22 protein-coding genes, 1 tRNA gene and 1 pseudogene are annotated in these 25672 nt (G+C 34.6%); 3 read left to right on the top strand and 21 right to left on the bottom strand.

What is annotated here, in order from left to right:
* Window positions 1-2 precede the first annotated feature (2 nt).
* The 20 genes from MLC44_RS06835 to MLC44_RS06740 form a co-directional block, all read right to left on the bottom strand.
* Window positions 3-3419 carry an EAL domain-containing protein gene (locus tag MLC44_RS06835; protein WP_434656613.1) on the bottom strand — a complete coding sequence of 1139 codons (3417 nt, stop codon included), beginning with the start codon at window positions 3417-3419 and terminating at the stop codon, window positions 3-5.
* Window positions 3416-3835 (bottom strand): hypothetical protein, encoded by a 420-nt coding sequence (locus MLC44_RS06830; protein WP_152184840.1) that lies wholly within the window; start codon window positions 3833-3835, stop codon window positions 3416-3418. Before MLC44_RS06830 ends, MLC44_RS06835 begins: the two co-directional genes overlap by 4 nt.
* Before the next feature lie 498 nt (window positions 3836-4333).
* The gene (locus MLC44_RS06825; protein ID WP_434656610.1) at window positions 4334-5233 is read right to left on the bottom strand and encodes a hypothetical protein; all 900 of its coding nucleotides are present in this window, start codon (window positions 5231-5233) and stop codon (window positions 4334-4336) included.
* Between the two features lie 64 nt (window positions 5234-5297).
* Window positions 5298-6605: a DnaB-like helicase N-terminal domain-containing protein gene (locus tag MLC44_RS06820; protein ID WP_152184838.1), complete on the bottom strand. Its 1308-nt coding sequence runs from the start codon at window positions 6603-6605 to the stop codon at window positions 5298-5300.
* A gap of 433 nt (window positions 6606-7038) precedes the next feature.
* Window positions 7039-7620: a hypothetical protein gene (locus tag MLC44_RS06815; protein WP_152184837.1), complete on the bottom strand. Its 582-nt coding sequence runs from the start codon at window positions 7618-7620 to the stop codon at window positions 7039-7041.
* A gap of 1 nt (window position 7621) precedes the next feature.
* Window positions 7622-13297: a conjugal transfer protein TraG N-terminal domain-containing protein gene (locus MLC44_RS06810; protein WP_434656606.1), complete on the bottom strand. Its 5676-nt coding sequence runs from the start codon at window positions 13295-13297 to the stop codon at window positions 7622-7624.
* A 174-nt stretch (window positions 13298-13471) separates the two neighbouring features.
* Entirely contained in the window at window positions 13472-13852 is a 381-nt protein-coding gene (locus MLC44_RS06805; protein ID WP_152182869.1) for a hypothetical protein, read from the bottom strand.
* Complete coding sequence (locus MLC44_RS06800) at window positions 13842-14405, bottom strand: hypothetical protein (protein WP_152182870.1); 564 nt, start codon at window positions 14403-14405, stop codon at window positions 13842-13844. The genes MLC44_RS06805 and MLC44_RS06800 overlap by 11 nt, the downstream gene beginning before the upstream one ends.
* On the bottom strand, window positions 14398-14628 hold the full coding sequence (locus MLC44_RS06795; RefSeq protein WP_152182871.1) for a hypothetical protein: 231 nt from the start codon (window positions 14626-14628) through the stop codon (window positions 14398-14400). The genes MLC44_RS06800 and MLC44_RS06795 overlap by 8 nt, the downstream gene beginning before the upstream one ends.
* On the bottom strand, window positions 14621-16219 hold the full coding sequence (locus MLC44_RS06790; RefSeq protein WP_152182872.1) for a TraB/VirB10 family protein: 1599 nt from the start codon (window positions 16217-16219) through the stop codon (window positions 14621-14623). The genes MLC44_RS06795 and MLC44_RS06790 overlap by 8 nt, the downstream gene beginning before the upstream one ends.
* Window positions 16220-16222: 3 nt before the next feature.
* Window positions 16223-17053, bottom strand: a complete 831-nt coding sequence (locus MLC44_RS06785) for a TraK domain-containing protein (protein WP_188109399.1) — start codon at window positions 17051-17053, stop codon at window positions 16223-16225.
* Complete coding sequence (locus MLC44_RS06780; protein WP_152182874.1) at window positions 17034-17639, bottom strand: TraE/TraK family type IV conjugative transfer system protein; 606 nt, start codon at window positions 17637-17639, stop codon at window positions 17034-17036. The genes MLC44_RS06785 and MLC44_RS06780 overlap by 20 nt, the downstream gene beginning before the upstream one ends.
* Before the next feature lie 12 nt (window positions 17640-17651).
* Window positions 17652-18017 carry a hypothetical protein gene (locus MLC44_RS06775; protein WP_152182875.1) on the bottom strand — a complete coding sequence of 122 codons (366 nt, stop codon included), beginning with the start codon at window positions 18015-18017 and terminating at the stop codon, window positions 17652-17654.
* Window positions 18018-18061: 44 nt separating this feature from the next.
* Window positions 18062-18340 (bottom strand): hypothetical protein, encoded by a 279-nt coding sequence (locus tag MLC44_RS06770; RefSeq protein WP_434658865.1) that lies wholly within the window; start codon window positions 18338-18340, stop codon window positions 18062-18064.
* A gap of 94 nt (window positions 18341-18434) precedes the next feature.
* The gene (locus MLC44_RS06765; protein WP_152182877.1) at window positions 18435-19325 is read right to left on the bottom strand and encodes a hypothetical protein; all 891 of its coding nucleotides are present in this window, start codon (window positions 19323-19325) and stop codon (window positions 18435-18437) included.
* Window positions 19322-19531, bottom strand: coding sequence for a hypothetical protein (locus tag MLC44_RS06760; protein ID WP_152182878.1), 210 nt, complete (start codon window positions 19529-19531; stop codon window positions 19322-19324). The genes MLC44_RS06765 and MLC44_RS06760 overlap by 4 nt, the downstream gene beginning before the upstream one ends.
* Window positions 19528-20070 carry a metal-dependent hydrolase gene (locus tag MLC44_RS06755; RefSeq protein WP_152182879.1) on the bottom strand — a complete coding sequence of 181 codons (543 nt, stop codon included), beginning with the start codon at window positions 20068-20070 and terminating at the stop codon, window positions 19528-19530. The genes MLC44_RS06760 and MLC44_RS06755 overlap by 4 nt, the downstream gene beginning before the upstream one ends.
* A complete protein-coding gene (locus tag MLC44_RS06750) occupies window positions 20067-20771 on the bottom strand; it encodes an HD domain-containing protein (RefSeq protein WP_152182880.1) in 705 nt (234 codons plus the stop codon). Before MLC44_RS06750 ends, MLC44_RS06755 begins: the two co-directional genes overlap by 4 nt.
* Window positions 20772-20784: 13 nt before the next feature.
* Window positions 20785-20961: a hypothetical protein gene (locus MLC44_RS06745; protein WP_188109400.1), complete on the bottom strand. Its 177-nt coding sequence runs from the start codon at window positions 20959-20961 to the stop codon at window positions 20785-20787.
* Window positions 20962-21870: a BRO-N domain-containing protein gene (locus MLC44_RS06740; protein ID WP_152182881.1), complete on the bottom strand. Its 909-nt coding sequence runs from the start codon at window positions 21868-21870 to the stop codon at window positions 20962-20964.
* A 235-nt stretch (window positions 21871-22105) separates the two neighbouring features.
* Between MLC44_RS06740 and MLC44_RS06735 the strand changes: the two genes are divergently transcribed.
* From MLC44_RS06735 to MLC44_RS06725, 3 genes are all read left to right on the top strand, one after another.
* The gene (locus MLC44_RS06735; protein WP_434658864.1) at window positions 22106-22312 is read left to right on the top strand and encodes a hypothetical protein; all 207 of its coding nucleotides are present in this window, start codon (window positions 22106-22108) and stop codon (window positions 22310-22312) included.
* Window positions 22313-22386: 74 nt separating this feature from the next.
* Window positions 22387-22932 (top strand): response regulator, encoded by a 546-nt coding sequence (locus MLC44_RS06730; protein WP_151900278.1) that lies wholly within the window; start codon window positions 22387-22389, stop codon window positions 22930-22932.
* Between the two features lie 78 nt (window positions 22933-23010).
* Window positions 23011-23085, top strand: a tRNA-Glu gene (locus MLC44_RS06725).
* Window positions 23086-23250: 165 nt separating this feature from the next.
* Here MLC44_RS06725 and MLC44_RS06720 read toward each other — a convergent pair.
* A pseudogene (locus MLC44_RS06720) lies at window positions 23251-25504 on the bottom strand (glutamine--tRNA ligase/YqeY domain fusion protein).
* Between the last annotated feature and the right edge of the window lie 168 nt (window positions 25505-25672).

Here is a 25672-nt window from a genome sequence, read left to right as displayed (position 1 = left end):
CCTTAGATTACTAATTGGTTTAAATTGTCAGCTATATAATACCCTTGAACATGAGAAAGTCCAATTTTCTTTACAAGCATCAAATCATCTTCAGTTTCAACAAATGTGATAATTGTCTTAATATTAAAATGCTCCTCAAGAATAAATATGATGTCTATAAACTCTTTTTTATCCTGATTAGCCCTTAATTCGTCAATAGTCATCTTGATATACTCCGGCTTAAAGTTTATAAGTGAAGACAAATTGATGTTATCAAACTTCATGTTGTCAAAAACAACTTCAACATTAGCATCAAGTTTTTGAACTTTTTTAACAAATTCAATAACCTCCCGTATCCCATCATCACTATAATCAAGCTTCATTTCCAAAAAGAATTTTCGCTCTTTAAATTTTTTAAAAAACTCAAAAAGAAAAACATTAAATTTCTTATTTCTTATTCCATCCAACGAAATATTGATTGAGTTTGGAATAGCGTCCAGATACCCTTCTTGAAAAATATTCATAATAAATAGCTGCTTGATTTTAAAAAAATACTTCAACTCTTTTGCTTTGTATATAAAATCTTTTGGAAAATATTCTACTTTTCCATTCATTAAAGATGGTAAGTTTTCATAAAATTCTATTGATTTCTTATTTAAGTTTATGATTGCCTCTTTCCTGGTTTTTATTGTGTTGTCTTTGAGCACTTTTTTAAAAAATTTATCCCAATCTATGTCTAAACTTTTTTTATTGCGATTTGACAAATATTCAAAAATCTCTTCTTCTGCATATCCTTCCATTTGTTTGGCTTGAAAAATAATAGCATCCTGAAGAGTAAGTCCGTATGTCTTCATAACAACATCCGTTTTGGCCCTGTCTTTAGGATTGGAAGTAGAAAGCCAGTAACCATACGGTGTTAATTTTAAAAGCGCAACAAATTCATATCTCTTTTGTTTTACAAAAAACTCTGAATAATGCGGGTAGCGGGACTTTAAAGATTTAAACAAAGAAAGATCAAAATCACTCAAAGAAATTTTACCGGTTGCGACTGCCTGATCAATAGCGTCTTTCGAGTGAGGCAAAAATATTTTCCAGTCTGCTGTTTTATAAATTGCTTCTGCCTGTGGATTTTGAAAGAATTCATCAACTTGTTGAGTGATAATCATTGGTATTCCAAAATATTTTCTAATTCTTCTTGCAAAATCTTCTAAGAATTTCGCAAACAACGGATTGCCCAGAACTTTCCATGCCTCATCCACTCCTACTATTCTTCTGGCACTTTTATCTTTTTGGTAGCCTATAAAAGCTTCTCTTGCTGTTTTTTGAAGATAAAGCATTGCTACAACCGGCATAATAGGACTTGTTGAAATATCATCAAGTTCAAGAATAAAGAAATTATTATCAAAGTTCAAATTACTGGCCCCATTAAAATATTTAAAATATTGGCCATTTTCAAGACTGTATGGCTCAAGTGTGACGATTATTTGCACGAGCTGGTCCACAATATTTTGTTCGCCTTTTTCAAGTGCCTTTTCTTTAAAATCAATAAGCGCTTCTCTTACTTCTCGCATACCGGCATCACGGCCTTTTATTCTAAAAGCATGATTAATTGCATTTGCTATCAATACAGATAAAACTGTCATATTCATTTTTTCAGAACCGGATGCTGTTGTGTCTTTGTAGATGTCCTGGAGGTTCATTCCGGCCATAAATCCAACAATAGGCACAAGCATTTCAATCTCATCATCAGCAATTAATGTAACTTCTTTTCCATCTCGTATTTCTATTTTGGTATTGATTTCTGTAAAAAAGTTCATACAAATATTGCTTTCAGGAGAAAATTCCACAAATTGACCACCGATTGTTTGAGCAAATTTAATGTAACTTCTACCAAAATCTATCATTCTTACAAACCATCCGGCATTAACCGCTTTTGCAAGGAAATCATTTGTCCAAACAGACTTACCAGAACCCATCGGACCAATAACGACAATATTGTAATTGTCTGAGTTGTAAATATCCAAAGGAATCAACTGTCCTGTTCTGCCGACATACAGATGATTAGGCATTCCGTTACCTGTAAAATCACCTATCAAAGGAGTTATTTGAGCATTGTTTGATTTAAAATTTTTATCAAATTTATCAATATTTTTATGAATAATCTCCGAATATTGCAATGCTAAACTCATTAGAAAAGTTTGATATGCAATCTGAGGAAACTTCTCCTCTTTAAGTATCCATCTGCCAGGAATTTGCTCAAAGCTTTTTTTGATTAAGGCAGTATATTGGTCCATTTTATTCATGTCTTTTTCAAAGAGAGTTAAAGAGAAAAATGATTCAAGTGGTGTCTCGCCTAATTGCTCAATATACTGGATAACTTCCTCATTTTCGTCTCTTCTTTCTTTAATCTGAGGTTTCTTTTTGTAAACCATAGGGGGCATCCCTGAAAGTTGCCCAAGATTCCAGCGTGCTTTTTTCAAGATGGCTTTTTTCTGCTGTTCAACATTTTTAAATCTTATTGTCAAAGAAAGCAAAAAAGGATTAGGAAGATTTAATTGAAAATCGTCTCCCATAACACTAAAAAAAACATTTTGAAAGGTGAATATATCGACTTCTCTTGGGTATTTATCAGTTGTTAAAACTCTTGCTTTCCAGTTGTCCGGCATTTCCAAGAGTTTGGTTTTATCATTTAATCGAATAAAAGAGTCTTTTGTCATTTGCTTATTCAGCGTAGTTATTGAGTCATTGCTGAGCGGGTATTTATCCAGAGAAGGGTTTATGATCTCTCTGACATAAGGAACAAACTCATCGGGCTTAAAGGGTCTTATTTGATAGCTTTTAAACATACCTAGGAGCTGGTTGTACTGTTGATTGATGACAAATTCATCTGTATCATATGGGAATAAAACAGAAAGAGTATGTACGAAGTTTCTCACGCGCATATCTGACTCATTGCCTGCAATAGATGATGTCGTCCAGCTTTGAAATTTTTCCATTAAATCAGCTGTGTATTCTTTGAGAACATCTGGATTTTTTACATTTGGTGTCGAATTGGCTCGCATCTCTGCAAATTCATCAAGCACCTTGTGTACGTCTTTAGAAGCATATGTTGAAAAATTCACAATGGTATCATCAAGGACAACACTGTTGATCATGTTGATAATATCTTTTTCTGTGTCAGTTGTAAGATATGGTGGTGGATAGAGTCTAAAAACAATGCCTACTCTTCCGTCTGCTTGAATATAATATCCGATATTATCTTCTGTCTCTTCAACATAGCTGCGATAAAACAGAAGTCTGCTGATGGTTCTCTTGTCACTGAGTGCGCTAATTTGTTCTTGATTGAAACTATCAACATCTGTCATCAAATCTTCTGGGTAAAAGAACTCTTTTGTTAAATCTATCACTTTTCCTGTTGCTTTTTTCAATGCTGCTTTCATTTTTGAATCCTTTTAGTTTGATATTTATTTGCATAGTAATCTGAAAATTGACGAAGCATTTCAGCTAATGAGTCTTTGTCAACTTCTCCGACAATTGGTTCAGTCGCTAATTTTGCATTAGGCAATAAAAAATAAGTTGTCGGTACTGTTCCGGAAAAAGGAAGAGTAGGGTAGACGTGTTCTCCTTTGCCAATATCGCAAGTAGCAAGAATGTAGTCTTTTTTTAATTTTTTAATATTTTGCGTAACTGCACCGGAAATATATTTATGGCAATGAGGACATCCTGAACTAGCCACAATATAAAATATTGGTTTGTTCTCTTTTTTAGCCAGTATCATTGCATTGGAAATATTGTGACTGTTTGCAAAAAGATAAGATGTAAAAATTAACGATGTTATTAAAAGTATTTTGTTCATACTGCTTTCCAAATTTGATTTTTATTAACACTACTCTTATACATAGCGTATAAACTATGTATAAGAGTAGTATAGGAAGGGGTGTTTTTTAGACTTTTATAGCCCTTTTGTAGACTTTTATAGCCCCTCGATAGACTTTTATAGCCCCTCGATAGACTTTTATAGCCCCTCTTCACATTTTTAATTAGACTTTTATAGCCCCTCGATAGACTTTTATAGCCCTTAAAGTTTCCTGAATAGACTTTTATAGCCCCTATTTCTATAAAATTGCCAAATAGACTTTTATAGCCCCTTGGTGAACTTTTATAGCCCTTTTGTAGACTTTTATAGCCCCTCGATAGACTTTTATAGCCCCTGCTAATTTTTACAGTATTTTTATCAGGAAACTTAAGAAAATCAAATTGACTATTTTTAGGGGTTTTAATTATAAAAAATAGACTTTTATAGCCCCTCGATAGACTTTTATAGCCCCTACTATATTGAAAAACGGCACTTTTCTTAAACATCTTTATCTCCGTTAACTAGGTATTTTTTCTTATCTTTCAGTGAGGAAAATGTAAGTGTTTGTTCATTATTTGTAAGGCTTATTCCAAATTTTTCACGAAGATATTCCTGAACATTTTCTCTCTTTAAATCGGTTATATAATTACTTAATTGGCTTTCGCTGAGCATCTCTTTTAGATTAAGTTTTTCTATTAAATTATCAATTCTGATCTGACTGTTTTTACCATCATTATTAATCATAAATCGAACGACAGCTTTTATAAAATCAGGGTTAATTTTATGAGATTTTAAATCTAATTCTTTACTCCATTTGCTAGAGAGTCTGTCAATTTTGACAATATCATCTATATAGTCTCTATGCTGCAGTGCTTTAGTTCCTGCTAAGAAGTAGGTGTATTCCTGTGTAAAACGAACCTTTATGCGATTTTCATCTATAATGGATACACTATCAATAAAACCGAAGTTGTAGTCTATTTTCTGTTCACTTCCATTGGTAGAATAGACATTTAATCTAAACTCCGATAGCTCTTTTAGTTGTTGGATTATTTGATTTTTATCTTTTTGCTTGTGAAGCTTTCGCTTAAGATCATAAGCCGTTAAAATTACATGAAAACTATGCTCACGCCTTGAAAAGTTTTTCGGATAATTCAGTAACACTTCAAGAATATCCTTGTGTCTTTGCCCTAATAAGCGACCACGAACCTCCACTTTGTCAAATAGATCAGTTTTAATCTCTAAAATCTGATTATTTTTAACGAACTTTTTGTAGATATTGCTTAACTCTATTCTCTTTAATGGAAGAAAAAGAGGCAAAGAGTTTTCAAGCAATGAACTTGTCGTTAAATTTACTTTGCTAATTGCTTTAAGAAACTCATCCTTTTCAAGATACTGCACAAAGTGACCTTCCGGATTCTCACATTTGATAATTTCAACCTCGTTACTTTCATTTATTTTTGTATTATTCGACAACATGTATTCCAAACCTCTCTTCAAGTGCTTTAAACATAGCTTCATCTTCTTTTGTGACCTCAATCTCATCATCAAGCAGTATGTAATCATTCGCGCCTTCTATATCATCTAAATTAACTTCGGTGCCATCACTAGATATAGCCACAAAGTCACTCTTTTGTGCAGTGCTAGCATCAGCTTTTAATGGTTCGCTTTCTTGTTGAAACATTTCAATTTCATACATTTTTTTATCTTGTATGTGATTTGCTTTCTTTGTTTGTATGAATCTGCTTTGTGGTTGTTTTTTATCCGAAATAACTTCATAATGTATGCGAACTGCATTAATAAAAGCAGTTGCGCCTCTGGCACCGCCTTCTTTGTTGTGATGATGTATAATTAGTAGTGTTTTTCTCTCTTCTTCAAGCCATTCGCTAAGGAGGTTCATTAAATATCTGGCTTCTGTGTTGGAATTCTCATCAATTGCAATAAAAGAGTCAAGAGGATCCAACAGAATTACATCATAAGGTTTTGCAATCATTTTAAATTCATAGAAAAATTGTGCAACTTCTAGCTGTCTGTTTTTACCAATTTGAAGAAAAGGCTGCGGTCGACAGGCTTTATCCATTATATCAATTTCTATATCTTTTAAATGCTTGTTTTTCTCTTTTAGTATTTCCATTCTATATTTTGTGTTGCTTGCACTATCCTCACTGAACCATCCCAAACAATTGACATTGCTGTTTTGTAATTCTAAAAGGAGTTTTAAGAGCGTAAAACTTTTTCCTACACCTCCGGATGATGTAAAAAGAGTTGTTTCGTACTTTTGTATAGGACAGCTATCTTCTAAATAAAACTCTGGTGCTTTTGCTTCTATATCTTTTGAGGATGTAGGAGTAAGGCGTTTGGAGTTGTAGTTTTTGCCACTAAAGGCATTTTGCAATTTTAGTTTCATTTGAGCAAAATCAAGTATTTCATCTTGCAAATCTTCTTCAAGTTCAACAAGCAGTCTTTTGAGCTCCCTCTTTTCTTTGTATTCTTTAACCTGTGCAACATAATATTCTATATTACTTGCAGGGTTTTTTGAGAGGACTACAAGGAGTTCATCTTCATACTTTCCTTTTAGCTCTTTTATGATTACATCTTCATCCATTGGTAAATTGTTTTGATGCATTTTTCGTATTAGTTTAAAGATTTCTTGATGAGCGATAGGGATAAAATCTAAACTTTCCAATTCAGAGCAATCTTCTATTAGCTCTTTATTGGAGACAAGCGATGATAAAAGTGTTTGTTCTATATTAATTGCATCTGTATATCTCAATGTAATACTCCTTATAGATATTGTGTTTGAATCAAGTAGTGTTTATTTGGTTTTGTTCTTTGAATTATTATTATGAAAAAGATATTTAAACTAAGCCAAACCATTGTTTAAATACAGTCTAAACAATGCCAAAACAATGTCTACTCAATACTATGTATTTAAACAATGGTTAGATATTGGTAAATATTTAAACAATGCCAAAACTAAGTCTAAACAATGGTTAAACAATGCTTACTCATTACTATGTATTTAAACAATGTTAATCCTAAGTCTAAACAATGCCTACTCATTACTATGTATTTAAACAATGGTTAGATATTTTTTTCATAATAATAATTCAAAGAACAAAACCAAATAAACACTATTTGATTTTTTAAATACTTAGCAAAGGCTAAATACTTAAAAAATTAAATAACTCCTTTCAATTTTTAACTTAGTAATTTACATCCTTTTTCTTTTGTGATATAATTACGCTTGTGAAGATCGCTTGATTTGATTTATGGAGCGGCAAATCTAAGGTTGCGATGGATTGATCCCCATTGCGACCTTTTTTTTTGCCCTCCAAGATCAAATCAAGGGAGACGTTATGAATAAGCTGATCTTCACAATTGCGCTTATGTGCATTTTTGCACCTATGTTGAATTAACATAGTCAGGGGAGTTTTACTCCCTTGTCTCCCTAAAACTCTTGCTGTATCACTCAAGGAATGATGTCTGATACCTTTTGCTGATGCCCGATTTAGCAGTTTATATATTTTTTCCATTTTATGATATAATTGCATCTGTGAACACAATCTTATTGGTATCAACGGAGCGGTAAAAAGCTTTACAAAGGTTAAGGAAGTCATGAGCCTTAACCTTTTTTTTTGCCCTCCAAGATACCAATTAAGGGAGATGTTATGAATAAGCTTGTGTTCACAATACTGCTTATGTGCATTTTCGCACCTATGTTGAATTGACATAGTCGGGGGAGTTTTGCTCCCTTGTCTCCCTGAAACAGCTTGAATATTTTTCATCCTAATCATCTCCTCTTAAATCTTCTACAATATCTATTACTTCCTCAACTTGATCACTCATATTGTTAATCCTGTTGGTTTTCATCATCTCTTCAATCTGATCATTTCCACCAGATACATCACCACCTCCATGAAGAGCTTGTAGTTGTTCTAATGAAGTACCTTGCTCAAGTATTGATGCATTGCCTCCAAGATTTTGCAAAAGCCCTTGCATTGTATTTGCACCTATGCCATTCATTCCATATCCACTTAAATCGCTTTGTGCCAACATCTGAGAGAACTGCTCTCTCATTTGAGGGTTTTGCATAGCTTGCATATACTCTTGCGCAGGTACTTGTGTTCCAACGCCGCCAATAGTAAGCCTGCCACCGTTTGTTGTGATTGCTTTTTGACCGCCTACGGTTTGAATGACTGTGTTTGCAGGGTTTGTTGCAAGTGCTTGAGTGTTTACTGCTGCACTTTGTGTTATTTGCTGGGTTAGGGCTTGTCCTAGTGTGGCAGCTGGTGGAGCTACAATTGTTTCTCCTGCAACACCGTTATTGAGATGATTATTGTATCCTGCTACATTATGGGAACCACTAAATATGCCAGCCGCATTACTAGGGACATTTCCAAGGTCGTTAAATCCTTGCGTTACTAAACTGGTAGCTACTTGTGATAACCCAACGCCAAAGCTGTCTTTTGAGAGTTCATTAAAAGGATTTCCAAAAGGATTGATTTTATCTAGATGGTTTGCTGTCTGAGCAACAGCACCTAAGCCTACATCAAAAATACCATTGATAGCATTGTTAATACCTGCGTAAGCATTAGCTAATCTATAGGATTTTTCATCTATCGCTTGTTTAGGCGAAATATTCATTACCTCCCCTAATATAACTCCTTCAGCACCATTTTTTACATGCTCTGCTATATTGGCTAGTTTTTCAGTTCTCTTCATATCCTTGTTGATGTTTTTGCCATTTTTTGCTATACTATCCAGATAATCTTGGTAGGCAGAAGTTCTTCCGCCACTTTCAGTATTAACTTTGCCAGTACTGGTAGCTTTGGCTTTCTCTAAACCTTTTTCAGCCTCACTTAAATCGTATTCAGCATTAAACTTATCTCCTTTTAAGTCCTCTAGTCTGTCATGTTTTATATCTTCGCCAGAGCTAACTAAATCCATGGTTTTAAACCTTTTAGTTTTTCCAGTTTTTTTGTCTTTTATGACTTTTTCCGGTGTCTGAATATCATTTTTGTGCAATTCATCCAAACCGATACCGGCATCTTCAAAATCAGTTAAATCAATTTTACCGCCACTGTTGAGATTTGCTTTCAACTCTCTAAGTTTTCTCATCTCATCTGAACCCTTAGACGCTTTTTGAATATGTTCCCCAATCACATCTTTTAAACGTTCTTTAGCCAACTGAACAGGCTTAGCATCCTCCACTCTTTTGATATCTTTATTCACCGAATCCAAATTGTTTTGAGCAGTATTGACCTTTTCTTGGTTATTTGTTATACTTGAATTATCTGAATTAAAGGAATTATCATGTGGTTTATCACTAACTTTTTCATCGGTGTTACTGTTATATTGATTGTCTCCGCTATTGGTGGAGCTATCGCCGGGATTATTAGTGGGGTTAGAAGAAGTATCGCCAAACATAAGTCTATCAGATAAATATTCAGAAGTTTTACCAAATCCACTTTTCAATCCATCCCAAGCACCTTTCCCCATCTTAGTAACACGAGTATCCTGTACTCGTGAGGCTGCTTTCACTGCTTTTCTATCTTCTTTTGGAAAATCTTTTAAATTAAATTCATCCCCAGCATGTTTTATAATTGGATTTCCCTCTTTATCGAGCTTACCCGTATCGTAGTCCTCAGTAAATACCCTTTTGCCCTGTCCGGCATTCAAAGCCTTTTCTCCTGCCATCCCTATAGCAGTTGCGGCTACAGGAGAGGCTGCTAATAATGCTCCATCAAGAGCGGTATGAAATTCATCTTTATTCATATTTTTAGGAAGCAAATTCATGCCTTTTAATATATTGTATACCCCATCGGCAGCTAATGCTTTTCCGTAGTTACCTTTAGACACTAAAGACATAAATTGTTCACTACCCGCAAGAGAATCAATTTCTTTATCTGTTGGTTCTTTTCCTTTATGCGCAGCTTTTAATATAGTTCTGGCTATATCTCTGTTTTGGAATTGAGCAAGAGAACTAGAGTTGTTCGTTTCATCATGATCTCCTTGTTTATTGTCCGTAGAACCATCAACATTGGCAATAGTTTCTCCTGTATTTGCATTTGTTGAAAAATTGACACGATTTTTACCTATCATCATTCTTGTATCTCTATTCATTGTTCCAGCTGTTGCTTCTTCTTGTGCGATTGCTGCATTCAGTCCGGATAATGATTTTCCATTTTTATCTGTCAATCCTGAAGTATATAAATCTTCTATTGCCTGTTTTCTTTTTTCTTTGGCATCAGCCCCTGTTGATTTTCCAACAACTCTTTTAATATAGGCATCTGCTTTTTCTTGTCCGAAGTTCTCAGATACCATTAGTTTTTTAGCTGCTCCTGCGGCTGCAACAGCGGCACTATGTTTTTCAAAACCTACATAGCCACCGTTTTTAAATTTATCGTTAAGCGTTTGCACTGTTGTTATATCTTTTCCGGTCTTAGCAGCAGCCTGAGAAAAAGCCAAACCCCCAGCACCAGATATAGCCTGTTTCATAAATTCAGCAGCACCTTTACCACCTTCCATGATAGCTTTTGCCATTTTGTCGGCAACTTCTGGTGAGTAGCCTCCACCTGCTTTGCTCTGAAGATATTCAGATATACTTCCTTGTGTACCCATTTGTTGCATTTTTGCTTTTAGTGATGCTTCTGCAACATCAGAACTAACTGCTTTCTCAACACCACCCTGTGTTTTTATTTTAGCGGCAGTTGATTGTTGTTTTGACATCTCCCCGTACATTGCATTTTGCGCATAATTAATACCGCTTTTATTATTTGCTTGAATTCCAAGAGCCTGTCCCATTAATGATTGCTGTTTGCTTTGATCACTCAAACTGTTTACATCGCCAAGAGTTAAACCTTTTTTGGCATCATGTAGTGCTGTTTGCAGACTTGCTTTCTTTTCATCAAGCGCCTTCATGATTTTTGCATTTTTTGCAGTATGTGCGCCTAATTTTGCTTTTTGATTGTCGATATCTTCTATTTCATTGCTAATTGACTGAGCAAGTGTTTTATCTTTAAATTTTCCATTCAAATCTCTTCCATAGTTTTTTCGTAGATTGCTTGAATGCTCATGCATTCCAGTTAATTTTTCTTCTTCACCGGTTTTAATATCTTTTTGATATTTTTTAAGGTTGCCTTTGTAGACACCTTTTTGAAACGCATCCCCTTTAGCAATCTCACCGGCAACACCCATAGCTCCAACACGCTTAATATCACTCATATCTGCTTTTATCTGCTCATCACTTTTTCCATCAAAATACATACCGACACCCATCATTTTGTTGGTTTGCATTCTTGCAGACATCTCTGCACCTTCTTTGAAATGCTTCATTCCATTAACATCATTCTTGACAGCTTTCACATTTCCAATGTCTGAATGAGCAGATTTAATTCCCTCTAATGTACCGGCATAGTTCGCATCAGGTGTGGAAATATTGTCTCCATAAGCAGCCATAGAATTCAACTTTTTAGAAGCCTGTTTTGCTGCACCTGAATGAATAGAACCCATTTTGTCATAATTGGCACTTTCTGCTTCAACATTGGCCGCTTGCACTGCACCTTCAATTTGACCGCCTCTAAAAGCAACATTACCACCTCCAGCGGACTGCATTGCACCTGTAAAACCTAAATCAGAACCAATCTTTTGTTCAGTTCTGTATCTGTCTGCAACTGCTGCATCCGTAATATTGTCTCTTTGGTTAAGGGCACCCATGGCTGCATTTGCACGTGATGCCTGGTCTTGAAGTCTTTGATACCAATCACCGGCACTCACTCCACTAGGAGCATCGCTAAGAGAGAAACCGGCTTTACCAAGTTTTTGTTTTGCGACTTCTTCCATCTCTTTATCATATGCAGCTTCTTTCGCTTTGGTTGTTGTGTCAACATCCATTGCTGCATCAGGACCGCTCTTATAAGCAGAAGAGAGTGATGTCATAGCTGACATTGCAGCGCTTGCTTGCCCTTTTAAAATCAAACCAGGTGCAATCATGGCAATAGTAGCACCCAAAAATCCTGCAACACCGGTATAGGTGGCCATATCCAAATAATACTGTTTCAATGCAGATATGGAACTTGGAATACACCCGACAGAAGCAACAAAATCTGTAAAATGCTTGCTCGCAAAATAGGTCACTATATCACTAGAAACAGCCATACCGATACCAACTGCAGCAAACCCGATAAGGCTCATAAAGTAACTAAGAATATATTTGGAGCCTTTATCGGAACCTAACATGATTGCAATTACAGGAACAAAAATTCCGTAAAAATAAATCACGCCTTTTAAAATGTGGAAGATATAAGGTGCAATAGTGGCAAACCATTTTCCTACACCCACACCGCCCATTTGAATCTGTTGGATTGCAGATTGTGCAGTAATAGCATTTGCGTAGTCAACACCGGTTTGCAGATTGTTGTTGTTTTGGGTGATGGCAGCATTAATTGGTGCTATCATAGCAGCATTGACAATAAATCCCTTTTGCATCCCCAAGGCATCTGCTGCAAGCTGGCTGGATTGAACATATATGCTTCCAACTTGATTAAGTCCATTGGCCAAGTTGCCTAAATCCACATTAAGCTGTTTAGCAACTTGACCACTGAGAATATCGGCAACATCAGATTCTTTATTCTTTAAGTTGTTGTTGTAATAATCACTACATGTCGTTCCGTCTGCAAGAGTGTCATTGTTTGTTAGTCCAAGAGCATTTGGGTCAATGATATCAATTAAATCACGATCTGGACTTTTTATTTTATATATCGTATTGCTTGTTGCAGTGGGTAAGACACACTCAAGTGCGTATGTTTTTAAGGATTGTGAAAAATCAAAAGTTGTTTCGTTTCTATCCAGAAAATTTTGATCAGATGCAATTTCAATTATTTTAGATAATTTGGTAAGCCCCACCGCAAAACCAATTTTTGATGTTGAAAACTCTTGTGTTCCGTTTACGGAATTTAGAGCATCATCAACAAGATTTGTTCCAACAAGTTCAAATGCACTCGAAGCACCATACATGGCACCAAGTAAAGAGGGTACCGTGCCTACAGAATAGGTGCTTGTTCCAGGGGTAATATTTTGTACAATTCGAACATCTTCAATATGCACATCTGTCGTATAATGTAAAAATCCGACAATAGTTAAAGGAACAGCCGCTGATTTCGCTATTTGCATAAAATCTTTTTTATACCACAGCTCAATTCCTATCATTATCACTGCTATAAATGATGCAATATATACCAGGTCGATATATTCTGAGGATGTGACCGCTTTTTGTACAGCAGTCATAATCATCTTTATAAAACCAATGTCTCCATGAACATAGATGCCAGTAAGGTCTTCAAAGTTCGAAGCAAACGCCACACTAGGAAGAATAAATATTACTAAAAGTACAAATAACGCTCTCATAAATAAATTTCCTTTTTTAATCAGATAATAAACAATGTTTAAAAAGAAAATAATCACTCTTTAAACATTGTTTAGCAATAGTTTTAACAATGCTAAATGCTAAAACATTGTTTAATGATTGTTTTAACATTGTTTTAGCATTGATTACACTTTTAACATTGTTTAAACAATTGTTAAACATATAAATAAAAACATTCATTGTTTTAACATTGTTTAAACAGAGTTTAGTCATTACTTACCCTTTGTGTTTTTTTGAATAAAGTTTTTGATGACTTCATCATACTTGTCGGGTGATATGGTGGTTTTTTCAAATACAGGTATCTTTTTCTCTATGGCATCCATTTTTTCCTGCATCACAAGAAGAGTTTGCTTTATTTTTTCTATGGCTTCAGTATTTTTTTTGATAGCTTCAGCATTGTTTGTTGTCTCTTTTTTGGATGCATCCATAGAACCATTGGTAAGATTAAGTTTTTTATCCAAAGCATCATTTTTTTCAATAAGATAGACAAGACTCTCTTTGATGTCTGTCAATGTTGCATCTTCGCTAGATGCAAAAACATTACCGGTTAGCGACAAGATGATTAAACCGCCTATTAAAATTTTATTTTTCATTCTTTTTGTTCTCCTTTTTGTTTGTTATTTTTTTTATAAAGTTTTTAATTGCAATATCATTTTTGGAAGCCTTGTGTAGATTCTCTTTTGCTGCAACCGGTGTTGTCTTTTGCTTGTAAACAGAATTGACAAAATTGCGAATATTTTTATTGTCTTTAAAATTGCTTCTGTCAACACTATTGTCGGACAGCATAAAAGGCATCTTATGCTGAGGAGTTAATAATCCTCTTGATTTTGCAGGTAAGACATTGCCTGCAATAAAATCAGGTTTTTTTGCCCAAATATACAGGTCATGACTACTTACTAGAGTATTACTTCTGTTTTTATAGCTGTTAACCCACACGCGTAAAACAACTCCCATATCTACAATCACCTTGTCATCTGGTGTTTGCGTGCCTATTATTGGAATATAATTGAATGTGTAAGCTTTTGGACGCTTTAACTTGACTATTGTTGTTTTCGGCTTCGGCTTTACGCTCTCTTTTGAACTACAACCACTTATGCCGATAATCATTGCACCGGCTAGCAATATGCTGCTTAAACTCTTACTCATTATCATTTCCTTCTGCTGCACACGAATAATTTCCATATGCTTTTTTTTGAACTTCTCTCCAGTTTTTATATACGTCATAGCTGTTGCCGCATACTCCCGCATCAGAATAATCGCAACTGTGCTCCGCACAATACGTTTCATTTTTCCCAACACCAATCCATGAACAGCCGCTAAAACTTAGTGTCAATATAGCGGTGGTTATTGCAATATGTAATTTATTCATCCTCTATGTCCTTTTCACTAAAATACTCCATATCAATTGGCTCATATTTGCTAAGTTGAAGCTTTTCTCCACCTTTGAAGGCTATTGTTACTTTTCTTCCAGCTCTGATAGATATAGTTGGATTCAGACTATTGAGCATTTTCATATAGTAATCAGAGAATTTTTTCAAAACTTCGCTTGTTCCTCTGCCTGCGCCTTGAATAAGCCCGCCGCTCATATATTGAGAATTCACGGCTGCCGGATTATCTCCAACTGGAATGACAACATTTGTATTAGAGTTGCCAATAGCCATAGAGAGAGATTGAATCATACTCTCAACAATTGCCAAAGGTAAACCGGCCTTAATGATTTCTTTTTCTCTTGAAACCAATCGCCCTTTAATTCCATAATTTCCGTTCTCATCAAACACCCATCCTGCGATTTTTTGATCAATTTTATAGCTGCTACCATCCAAATCAGTAATGTTGCATGAAATTTTAGAAAGACGAAGCTCTGCAGCCCTTTTACTTAAACTGCCTTTGGCTGTTGCAAGAATAATACAGCCGTCTATATTGACAGATGCATCGTTGGCAATTAATTCATCCCCGTTAATGCGAATATAAATAGGTACCGCTTCGGAAGCATCATCTCCTTCTGTAAGGATTGGCATTTCTCCACCATTAATAAGTAATCCTTTTGTGAAACCAGGCATAAGTGTAAAACTCGGCATAGCAACTGTATTGTTAATATCCTTAGTCGATTCACTGAATTCTTGTGTCTCATAATCCATCGTATCGCTGTTTACTTCCACAAATGCATCTTCATAAATATCATCATCTTCTTTTTTTTGATTGCTATATAAAACTGCTGATTTTGCCTTTGAGCTTGTGTGCGTAAAATCTTTCTTCAAAGGCGGTAAATCTGGCAGATTGATTCCGTTTTTGGCACCGGTGTTTACATATTTAGTTTTTTTAACAATTTCTAAAATATCCTTTTTTTGACTGTTTATTTTTTTCTGCAACATGTTTTGCTGCTGCGTGGTCATATTAAGCCTGTTTATGATTTCATCTTTTGTTTTTGAAAAATCTTTTTTCATTGACTGCAGCTCTTTAGTGATTGAAAGTGTGTTTTTTTGCAGTTTTTCCTCAACGAGAGTCACTGTTTTATTCATATCAGCCTGCAAAGATGTTTTTAACTCATTAACATCCTTTTTTAATCCTTTCATCTCCTGGTCTTTTAATACTCTCCACTGGAATGTTGTATCGACTGCTAATCCCATTTTTGTCGTATTATTATCTTCTACAGCAGACATGCGAATAGAGTCTTTTTGTAACATTTTGTACGTTTTATAAAAAACTACGCCAAAAAAGATTACCAATGGAATAGTGATAAGAACCAATGTTGTCTTTTTTGTGATGTTTTTTTCTATATTTTTAGCCTGAGTGTTGAGAGATGTTAGGTTCTCAAGTTTATCCTCGTCGGCATTTTTTTTATCCTCTTTCTCTTTTTTGTTTTTTAATTTTTCTAGGGTCTCTCCGCTTTTTTTCATTTTTAAATTGTCGGTAATATAAGAATGTAAATCACCCATGCCAAAAGTAAATTTATTTTTCATCTTTTACTCCGTCGCCGTTGGAGTTATTACGAACATTCTTGTTGCCTCACCTGACTCTAGTTCTCTGTTTTCTATAGATATTGCGTATGTGTTTTTAGAGGCAAACATTGGCTCGTTGAGACGCTGTGTGCTTTCTGATATATTTTCAACACTGTATTCAAGAGCGCTGTATCTTTTGCCTATTAGCGTTTTTATTAAAACAAATTTTAAAGAATTTGAATTATATACCTGATGGTGTGTTTCAATTTTATACCCAGATGGTGTTTTGTTGTGATAAAGATACTGGATTAGTTTGCTGCATATCTTTTCATGAGAAATACCTTTTAGGGAGGTGTTTTTATTTTCTCTTTCTTGATAATCCACAAATTTCAAATAGGTATCTGTATCTTTTTTATCCGCAGAAACTACGATGGTAATAAGTAGTGGATATTTTGAATATCCCCACACGATCAGTTGCGTTTTACCTATTTTGTATGGATAAAACTGTACGAAATTTTTACCCCATGTTGAGGCAAACGCTTTATTTTTTGGTTTATTTGTTTCTGTACCGTTTTTCTTCTTAAATTGATTAAGTGAAAAGAACTTTTTATTGTTTGTCCCTTGGTTTGCATTTGGTATAGATACTTTTTCTTTTAAAGGATTAAATTTTTTAGTTTTCTTTTTTATCTTTTTTTTGTAGACAAATGGAGAAAATCTTTTCTCTTTCACCTCAAAAGGGAATTCAAGTACACTAAACTCTTTAAGTGGTATTTTAATCTCTATTGTTTGGACCATAGGGATATCTTTTGCGGACAAAATTCCTACTACTACAAAACTAGAAACAATCAGTGCCAAAATCTTCGACATACAAAACTCCTTTCACATAACGTAAATCTACATCGTATTTACACTCTTTTTTGCTTTTTTCCTTGCTGATACTTTGAAACGCAATCCCGTTTACAGTAATTGTTGCACTTCGGATAATCCCTTTTGACTCTATTACATTTGAAAGATTGGTATCTTCCGGAATAAATTTTTGTGACATTAAATTTTTACTTAACGTATTTGTAAAAATATCAATCTCTTTTTTCTTTTCCACAAAACGGGTAGGGCGCATCATTTTCTTAAGTAGTTGAACTTTCTTTCCAATGGTTTCATATGTAAAATTTGACAGCTCTTTTATTACATACTCTCCCCACATTCGATAGTAAACTTTATTTGCTCCATCTATGCCGGCTACAACAACTGGGGCATTTTTATAAATTAGCGTTGCGGGCAATTCAATATTCACTCGCGTTGTTTCCCTAATGCTCATAAAAGCAAAAGACAAAATAACAATTGCAACAGAGAGCATCACAACTATTCTCCATAAGTATTTGACAACAACTTTGTCTTTGTCGATAATTGATATAAATTCTTCACCTTTTAGTTTATCAGCCACTAAAAATTCCTCCTATTCTATAAATAATTTTTCGTTTGGATTTGGATAGTAGTCATCTACATCCACATCCATTCTTTTTGCCTCTTCTTTAAATTCTTTTTCTTTTACCTTGTAGATATGCATGGTGTACAAAAGGTGCTTCAAAAACCCTTTTGGTGCTTCATCTTTAAACTTTGAGTAATAAAAAGCCGTAAAACCACCAATAAGCATACTTATAATAAAATCTGGTGCCGGTGGCAAAACAGAAGTTAAAGAAGATGCAAAAAACAGAACCAGTCCGACTGCAAAGAAGATCCCTATTGTGTCAATTTCAATTGAAACAAAAACTCTCGGTCTATTGAACCATTTTAAAAATCTAACTTTTGTATATTTAGCCATTATTAAAAACCTTTATTTCCCTCAAAGAGAGGGAAAAATAACACTTAGAATGTAAATCCACTAAATGATGTAACAAGTGAAGCTGCTCCACCGATAATAGCAGCAGAAATACCGCCGACAACAAGTGAAATTGTCCAATCTTTTGTTTTCATATATGTAATTGCTGCAGCAATTAAAACAAGAAACAAAATAACAGGCACCGCAAACTGCGTTGATTGATCAAGAAACGTTGTTTTGAATGCATCTATTGGTCCTGCTGCAAAAGAGTTTGTAGCCAAAGCTCCAAGAGCCAACATGAATAGAACCATTTTTTTTATAACCATAAGAATCCTTTTTTTATTTTTTAAATATGAACAGAGTAGGAAAAAAATCTGGCGGTGATCTGTTATGTTTTTGATACATTACTTTTTGCTCCTTTTAAAAGTCAAATTTTTCTCTTGCGAGATCCGCAGGATTTTTAAACTCTTTTTGCATAGAAAACAGATTATCTTTATATGTTTGCTTGTATTTGTTGTAAACAAGATAGTTCACAACACTGTAAGAGAGTAAAAAAAGCAAAAAGAGTAGCAATAATCCATTAAAGATAGTTTCAAATTGCGTCACAAAACTTATAAAATATGGTTTTGATACGACAACGGCCCACATCTTTTCAAGAAAACCCATTTTAAATTGATAGCTCAAGATTTCATTTGCTAATTGCTGCCAGTCAACATGTGAAAAATAAACTAAAACTAAAGCTATTGTGACCGACCCAAGAATAAATTCATAGAAATGCCACGCAGTTCTTACAATTTTTATAAAACGTCCTGTTTCTTTTTCCCCGACTTTATGCCTATCAAGAGAGTAAACTATTCTTGCAACTTGAAAAACTGTAATCTGCAGAAAAAACAATGAACCAATAATTCCTAAAACTACAGAAAAAGGCGCAATCATTAAATAGATAATGATTGCCAAAAAAATAGAAGTTATTCCTGTGCTGATCGTAGGAATAAGTCTAAAAAACAGATCAAAAAAGCCGAGTTCAGACATAGCGTAAGTGCTTTCCACAAAATCACTTTTGGAAATTTTCATTGATTGCAATTCCGCTTCTATCTCTCTTATGTCATAATGAAAAAAAAGCCTTTTGAAAAAACCATGTCCTTTTGCGGCTTCTTGTGACCTGGTTGTCTGGTTGTAATCATGAGGAATAGAGGTCATAGTCCCTCTTGGATCCCCTTTAACCATTCCTTCTTTGTTAGAATAGCTTCCGTGTTGTCCATGTTGTCCAGTGCTGGTCATACTATTGTTTGGATTGCCACCCTGTGTCATTGTTCTATTCCTTCTAAATTGTTTTTAAATTCACTGATTAACTCAATGTATTTTTTTCTTATTGCAATATATTGCGTTGCATTTATTTTATTTCTTGTATATTTTTTCTCTATCCGCGATATTGAATCCGCCACAAACAAAGAAAGACTCACAAGAACATTTGCCTCATAAATTTGATATTCAATACACTTGGTTCTCTTTTTCAAAATATCTCCAATGCATATGATTTAGCAATCAGCAGTGATATTGCCACATTCAATAAAAGCAAAAAGACAATAAAAATATGCTCTGCTATAGAATTGGTATAAAATCTCAACTGTTTTGGCAAGATTGCTATTTTTGTGTTTGGAAAAAACGGAAAGAAAAAACCATTGATTCCACCTTTTGTCAACATGTCTCCTAAATCATGCATCAATATTCCAAGCGAAAAACCATATAGGAAAAGTTTTGTGAAATAATCCTGCACGAAATAAGTAGCCACAAATAGGGCTATCGGAACGAACAGGTAGTGCGTAAATGTTCTATGTTTAAAAACAGAACTCATAACTAAAGAAATTGCGTAAAGCCTTCTTCCTATATAGCTTTCGCTCTCATCAATATCTGGAGCAAGAGAGCCAAAAATTACACTAAAATAAAAAGCAATCAAATCTATCGTTTCAATATCATTGCATGCTATATCTAAGCAATACTCAATTATTACAAGTGCAGAAACACTTGCTAATGCCATGTGTCCTTTTGCTGTCACAATTCTTCCTCTTTAGATGAACCGGGTTTTATATATTTCTTCACATAAATAATTTCCTGTGTTCTGGCATTCTTATCAGCCAAAATCAAATCTTTTAAAAAATCATTTTTTATTTTCACTGGCGAGTGTTGAACATTGATTGTTTGATACACTGTATCGACAACATCTTTTGTTATTTCTCTGTTTCCATTCAAAGCCTCAGATGAAAGATAATCTTGAAGAAACTTTGCACTTATTTTTTCATGTGACATTTTTGCGGAATTGTGTACTAAACGCTTTACAGCTAGAGATTTGCCAAAATCATGAAGTAGGGCACACATAACATTTATTCCGGCAGTGTTGCCTTGTTTTGAAAGTTTTAATGTTTCGTAAGCCACATTTGTACTGTGTGTAAATAAATCTATTTCATACAGCAGATCATAATTGGAAAAAGTTTTTTTAAGATAGATGTCGTAATTTTTATCAACACTTGGAGTATTTGCAAAATCATACTCAATCATTAAATTGAGAATATTCTTAATGGTTTTTTTAAATGACGGAGTTCTCTTTATAATATATTGAACCACATCCAATAGCTCCTCTTTTTCATTCTCTATTAAAGGAACATCAACAACATCCTCTATGATGGGCGACAATGCTCTTCTTTCTTCAAGTTTTAAAAAAAGATTGTATATGTTTGCAATATCAATAAACTTATTCACTTTTTATCCTATACTAAACTTTTGTTATTTGAACTTTGTGGTTACTAAGTGTTAAAACATTTGACGAACCCTTGATGAAAATATCAGTTGTGTTTTTATTGATTCGTACTTTTGTAAAATCCACAATCTCGATTGAGAATGTCATGCCGAAAAAAATAAGTTTTTTTATCTCGTTTTTTAAAAGTTCCATCTATTGCTCCTGTGTTGTATTCTCAGTAATTATTCGTAACGCTTTTTCTGTCAAGGCCACATAATCAAAACTCGTGTTTTCCAAAACAAGCTTTTCAAACAATTCGTGTTTAAAAAGATTTTCTATTTTTTGTTTTATAAGCACAATAGAATCATTGCTAACTTCTTTGATCACATCTTCCATATTAAAGTAGTAATATATTGTTTCGTTTACGGTAATTTGTTTATTATCTTTATTGGAAAGTAGGGCATAGATTGACAAAAAGAGTTCTATATCCTCTGTGTACATATCTACATCTTTTCTATAGAGAGTTGGGTTTTCATAACACAACAATCGTTTTACGTTTTCAATCTCACTAAAAAGTCTTTCATTTGATTCTATATAGTTGTCGAATTTTGGAAGACTTTTAATATTGGCTTGAAAACCAATTAATCCTTCTGTCTGTTTTACAAGTTGTTCAACACTGCTACTAAGGCAATCAATAGCCATCTTTTGATCAAAAATATTACTTACCACAATCTCTTGTAATCTTTCAATTGCCTTGAAGATATGATCTTCAACAATTTCTATTTTTTTTGTTTCAGAAGAAACAGAATAAGTGCCTTGTTTTCTGATTGTCGGTAAAACTTCACCCGTAACCCATTTTTTAAATTTTTTTGCTTCTGGTTTGTTGGAACGCAAGATGAGTGAATATAATCCAGATTCTGTTACTACCGACATATCTCTATTTTGACCTGATGAAAAAATTCTTTGTGTCAGCTTTTCATCATCATCTAATTTCGACAAGGTCATTGACACATCACTATAACCCAGCGCATCACAAATATCCTTCACCACAAACAATGGATTACCCGAATCACCTAATACACGAATTTCCGCATTTTCATTTTTAAATATTTGAGGTATCATATTTTTTTCCTTGAGGATTTTATTAAACATAAAATATTTCTTATAAATTTATAATAACTATATTTATTAAGTTTAGAAGCTATTTTAATGATATAATTGCGTATTCTAATAGGGTAAAAATATTTTTCAAGAGAATTTACATTATGTTAACCAATACACATATTGTTTAATATGAACTATTTCAAAGACTCTATAGAGAATAAACACTCGAATAAACTCCAGGAACAGATACACAATGGAAAGAAAAGAACAACTTATCAAAGATATACAAAACCTTCTCAACAGCTATGATGGCATACGCCCTACTTCTATTAATTCTGATTTATTACAATTTATGGATGAAAAAACTCTTATAGATACAATTGATGCTTTGTTGACACAAAAAGAAAAAAACAGTGTTTCTGATACAGAGTGGCTTGAGCAATTTAAGACAAATTCTTGAATTTGTTGATAAATGTTAGCGTTATTAACTATTTGTAGTGTATAATATAACAAATTAAAATATAGGAAAAAACAATGGGTAATTTAGATTTAATTCAATTAACAGAACAGACAAAAAAACTTACAGCTATGGTTGTAGAAGATGAAAAAGTAACGAACGAACTTTTGAGTTCTACGTTTAAAAACTTTTTTGCAAAAGTGGAATCATGTTTCGACGGTGATACGGCATTAAAAGTATATGAGCAGATGAAGCCGGATGTAGTTTTTGTCGACATTATTATGGAAGGAATGGACGGGATAGAACTTTCTCGTAAAATTCGTGAAATTAATCCAAGTCAAATCATTATAGTGATCTCTGCAAGTAACGATATGGAAAAAATTTCTGCATCAATTGAAGTGGGTGTAAACAGTTTTATTCAAAAGCCTATTGACACGAAAAAAATTATAGAGCTTTTAGGTAATGTTGTTTCTATGGTGGCTAAAAAGAAAAAAGTAGAGACAAAAACATTTTCAATCTCTCTTCCTTTGGATTTATACGAAACTGTAAACGAGAATGCAAAAGCAGAAAGTATTTCTAAAAATGCCGTCATTATCAGAGCACTTCGTAGCTTTTATGAATAATTAACGAAATATATAGATTTTATCTTTTTTTAAGGATATTGTCTATATAATTTCGGCTCAACAAAAGTTGAGCATGTTGGCCCCGTCGTCTAGCGGTTAGGATCCATGGTTTTCATCCATGTTACAGGAGTTCGATTCTCCTCGGGGTCACCAACTTTTCTTCCTTTTTCCCAATCATAAAATATCATCTATACAACTGTCAAATACAATAATACACTCGCCTATTCAAAAATCATTCGGAACCCGTACTTTCAATGCTAAAGAAAGAGTGCGGGCTTTGTGCCTTAATAACTAAGGCCAGGAGGTTGTGAAAAAATATCAAATCGCCAATTTTTGTTTTACAAGCTCATTTACAATTTTAGGATTTGCTTTACCCCCTGTCTTTTTCAATACCTGTCCTACAAAGAAACCAAACAGCTTGTTATTCCCTGCTTTGTATTTTGCCACATTATCAGGATTGTTTGCAATAACTTCATCGATAACAGGTAAAATTTGAGCCGGATCACTGATCTGCACCAGCCCTTTTGCTTGAACTATCTGCGTCGGGTTTTCTCCACTCTTTGACATATCCTCAAACACCTGTTTGGCAATTTTACTTGAGATAATATCTTCTTCAATCATTTTTGCCAGTTGTGCTATATGCACGGGGCCGAATTTCAGCGTCTCTGCATCTGTGTTTTTAAGCACTCTGGCTACTTCATTGACTACAATATTTGAGAGTGTGACAGGCGCGTTACATGTACAGAGTGCCTCTTCAAAAAAGTCACAGAGAAAGGCATCACGGCCAGCGTATTTGCAACCTCATTGTTGAGTTTCAGCGTATCTGTATATTTTTCAAATACTTTTTTTGCTCCTCTGTCATAGGTGTTACTTCACCGTCTATTTGTACCTGTTTGGCTTTTTGTTGTGTTGCCTGCTGTTTTGGTTTTTCTTTTTTCGTCCAGGAGTCTTTCAGTCCGACAATTTTGTTAAATACAGGGTGCGCATCGCTGTAATCAACCGGATCAGCATAAAAATAGCCTTGTCTCTCAAACTGAAACCTCTCATCCGGTTTTTCAAGTATCACAGCAGGTTCAATCAGCGCATTTTTAATGATTTGCAAAGAGTTTGGATTTAAGTCTTCAATCCCCTCCGGTGCTTCAGTTTTAAACAGTCTGTCGTACAGACGGATCTCTATTTTTTTTGCCTCTGCTGCGCTCACCCATTGAATGGCACTTTTTACTTTGATGCCGCTTGTATCTTTCGTACCGCTTTTGAATCAGGATAATACTCTGCTTTTATTTCTGTAATATTTCCATCGGCATCTTTAATGATCTCTTTACATGTAATGATATAGCCGTGTCTTAGTCTCACAGGCTGTTCAGGAGTAAGACGGAAGTAGCCTTTTGGAGGATTCTCTTCAAAGTCTGCCCGTTCGATATAAAGCTCTTTTGAAAAAGGAATCTTTCTTGAACCCTCTTTTGGAACATCATGCGGATAGTACGGTGCCTCAATCTCCTCAGAACCTTCATAGTTTTCAATTGTGACCTTCAAAGGGTCCATCACGCACATGACACGGGGAACTTTTGTGTTTAAATCATCGCGTATAGAAAATTCAAGCTGTGCAACATCAACCACAGAGTTTGCTTTTGCTATACCGATTTGCTCACAAAAATTTAAAATGGACTCCGGTGTGTATCCTCTCCTTCTGTACCCTGCAATTGTAGGCAGACGAGGATCGTCCCATCCGCTTACATAGCCTCCCTCAACCAGTTCCAAAAGTTTTCTTTTGCTCATAACCGTATAGTTGATATTGAGTCTTGCAAATTCATACTGATAGGGACGGGGCGGTTTCAGTTCAAGCGTATCGAGTACCCAGTCGTAAATATCACGATTGTTTTCAAACTCCAAGGTACAAATTGAGTGTGTGACCCCTCTATATAATCAGACAAACAGTGTGCAAAATCATACATCGGGTAGATTGACCATGTATCCCCTGCTCTAAAGTGATGTGCATGTCTTATACGGTATAAAAGCGGGTCTCTCATTTTCATATTGGCTGCACCCATATCTATCTTAGCCCGTAAAACATGCTCACCGTCTTTAAATTCGCCCTTTTTCATTCTTTGGAAAAGATCGAGATTTTCTTCAACACTTCTGCTTGCATATTTACTGCGCTTTCCGGGCTGTGTAACAGTGCCGCGGTATTGGCGTATTTCATCTTCGCTCAGACTGTCGACATAGGCTTTGCCCATTTTGATAAGCTGCACCGCATAATCATATATCTGAGAAAAATAATCAGAGGTAAAATAAAGATTCTCACCCCAGTCAAATCCAAGCCATCTGACGGCATCTTCAAGAGCTTCTACATACTTTGTATCTTCTTTTGTCGGATTGGTGTCATCCATTCGCAGGTTGCAGTGACCGTTATAATCACGGGCAATACCAAAATTTATAGATATGGACTTGGCATGTCCGATATGCGGAAAACCGTTGGGCTCGGGCGGAAACCTTGTTACTATCTCTTTGTATTTTCTGATTTTAAATCATTTTCAACTATTGTACGTAAAAAATCTTTTTTTTTATTGTTCATTGTTTTTAAACCTTTTATTATCAGCCATTGAGTCTTTTTAGTCTTTTAAAAATACAAAGCCCGCACGCGAAAGTACGGGTCTTGAGAAACTGCTTCACTTAATGGCATTGAAGGAGTACATTTTAACAAATCATAGCTTATAATTAATCAAAAGTTTGTTAGAATTAC

It is taken from the genome of Sulfurimonas sp. NW9, assembly GCF_051132275.1.
Taxonomy (GTDB): domain Bacteria; phylum Campylobacterota; class Campylobacteria; order Campylobacterales; family Sulfurimonadaceae; genus Sulfurimonas; species Sulfurimonas hydrogeniphila.
This window is presented reverse-complemented; position numbering and strand designations above follow the sequence as displayed.

What these genes read in the sequence shown, in the direction of transcription:
- MLC44_RS06835 (WP_434656613.1), bottom strand. Translation starts at nt 3,419, where the DNA reads ATGAAAGCAGCATTGAAAAAAGCAACAGGAAAAGTGATAGATTTAACA.
- MLC44_RS06830 (WP_152184840.1), bottom strand. Translation starts at nt 3,835, where the DNA reads ATGAACAAAATACTTTTAATAACATCGTTAATTTTTACATCTTATCTT.
- MLC44_RS06815 (WP_152184837.1), bottom strand. Translation starts at nt 7,620, where the DNA reads ATGAAAAATATTCAAGCTGTTTCAGGGAGACAAGGGAGCAAAACTCCC.
- MLC44_RS06805 (WP_152182869.1), bottom strand. Translation starts at nt 13,852, where the DNA reads ATGAAAAATAAAATTTTAATAGGCGGTTTAATCATCTTGTCGCTAACC.
- MLC44_RS06800 (WP_152182870.1), bottom strand. Translation starts at nt 14,405, where the DNA reads ATGAGTAAGAGTTTAAGCAGCATATTGCTAGCCGGTGCAATGATTATC.
- MLC44_RS06795 (WP_152182871.1), bottom strand. Translation starts at nt 14,628, where the DNA reads ATGAATAAATTACATATTGCAATAACCACCGCTATATTGACACTAAGT.
- MLC44_RS06790 (WP_152182872.1), bottom strand. Translation starts at nt 16,219, where the DNA reads ATGAAAAATAAATTTACTTTTGGCATGGGTGATTTACATTCTTATATT.
- MLC44_RS06775 (WP_152182875.1), bottom strand. Translation starts at nt 18,017, where the DNA reads ATGGCTAAATATACAAAAGTTAGATTTTTAAAATGGTTCAATAGACCG.
- MLC44_RS06770 (WP_434658865.1), bottom strand. Translation starts at nt 18,340, where the DNA reads ATGGTTATAAAAAAAATGGTTCTATTCATGTTGGCTCTTGGAGCTTTG.
- MLC44_RS06765 (WP_152182877.1), bottom strand. Translation starts at nt 19,325, where the DNA reads ATGACACAGGGTGGCAATCCAAACAATAGTATGACCAGCACTGGACAA.
- MLC44_RS06745 (WP_188109400.1), bottom strand. Translation starts at nt 20,961, where the DNA reads ATGGAACTTTTAAAAAACGAGATAAAAAAACTTATTTTTTTCGGCATG.
- MLC44_RS06740 (WP_152182881.1), bottom strand. Translation starts at nt 21,870, where the DNA reads ATGATACCTCAAATATTTAAAAATGAAAATGCGGAAATTCGTGTATTA.
- MLC44_RS06735 (WP_434658864.1), top strand. Translation starts at nt 22,106, where the DNA reads ATGGAAAGAAAAGAACAACTTATCAAAGATATACAAAACCTTCTCAAC.
- MLC44_RS06730 (WP_151900278.1), top strand. Translation starts at nt 22,387, where the DNA reads ATGGGTAATTTAGATTTAATTCAATTAACAGAACAGACAAAAAAACTT.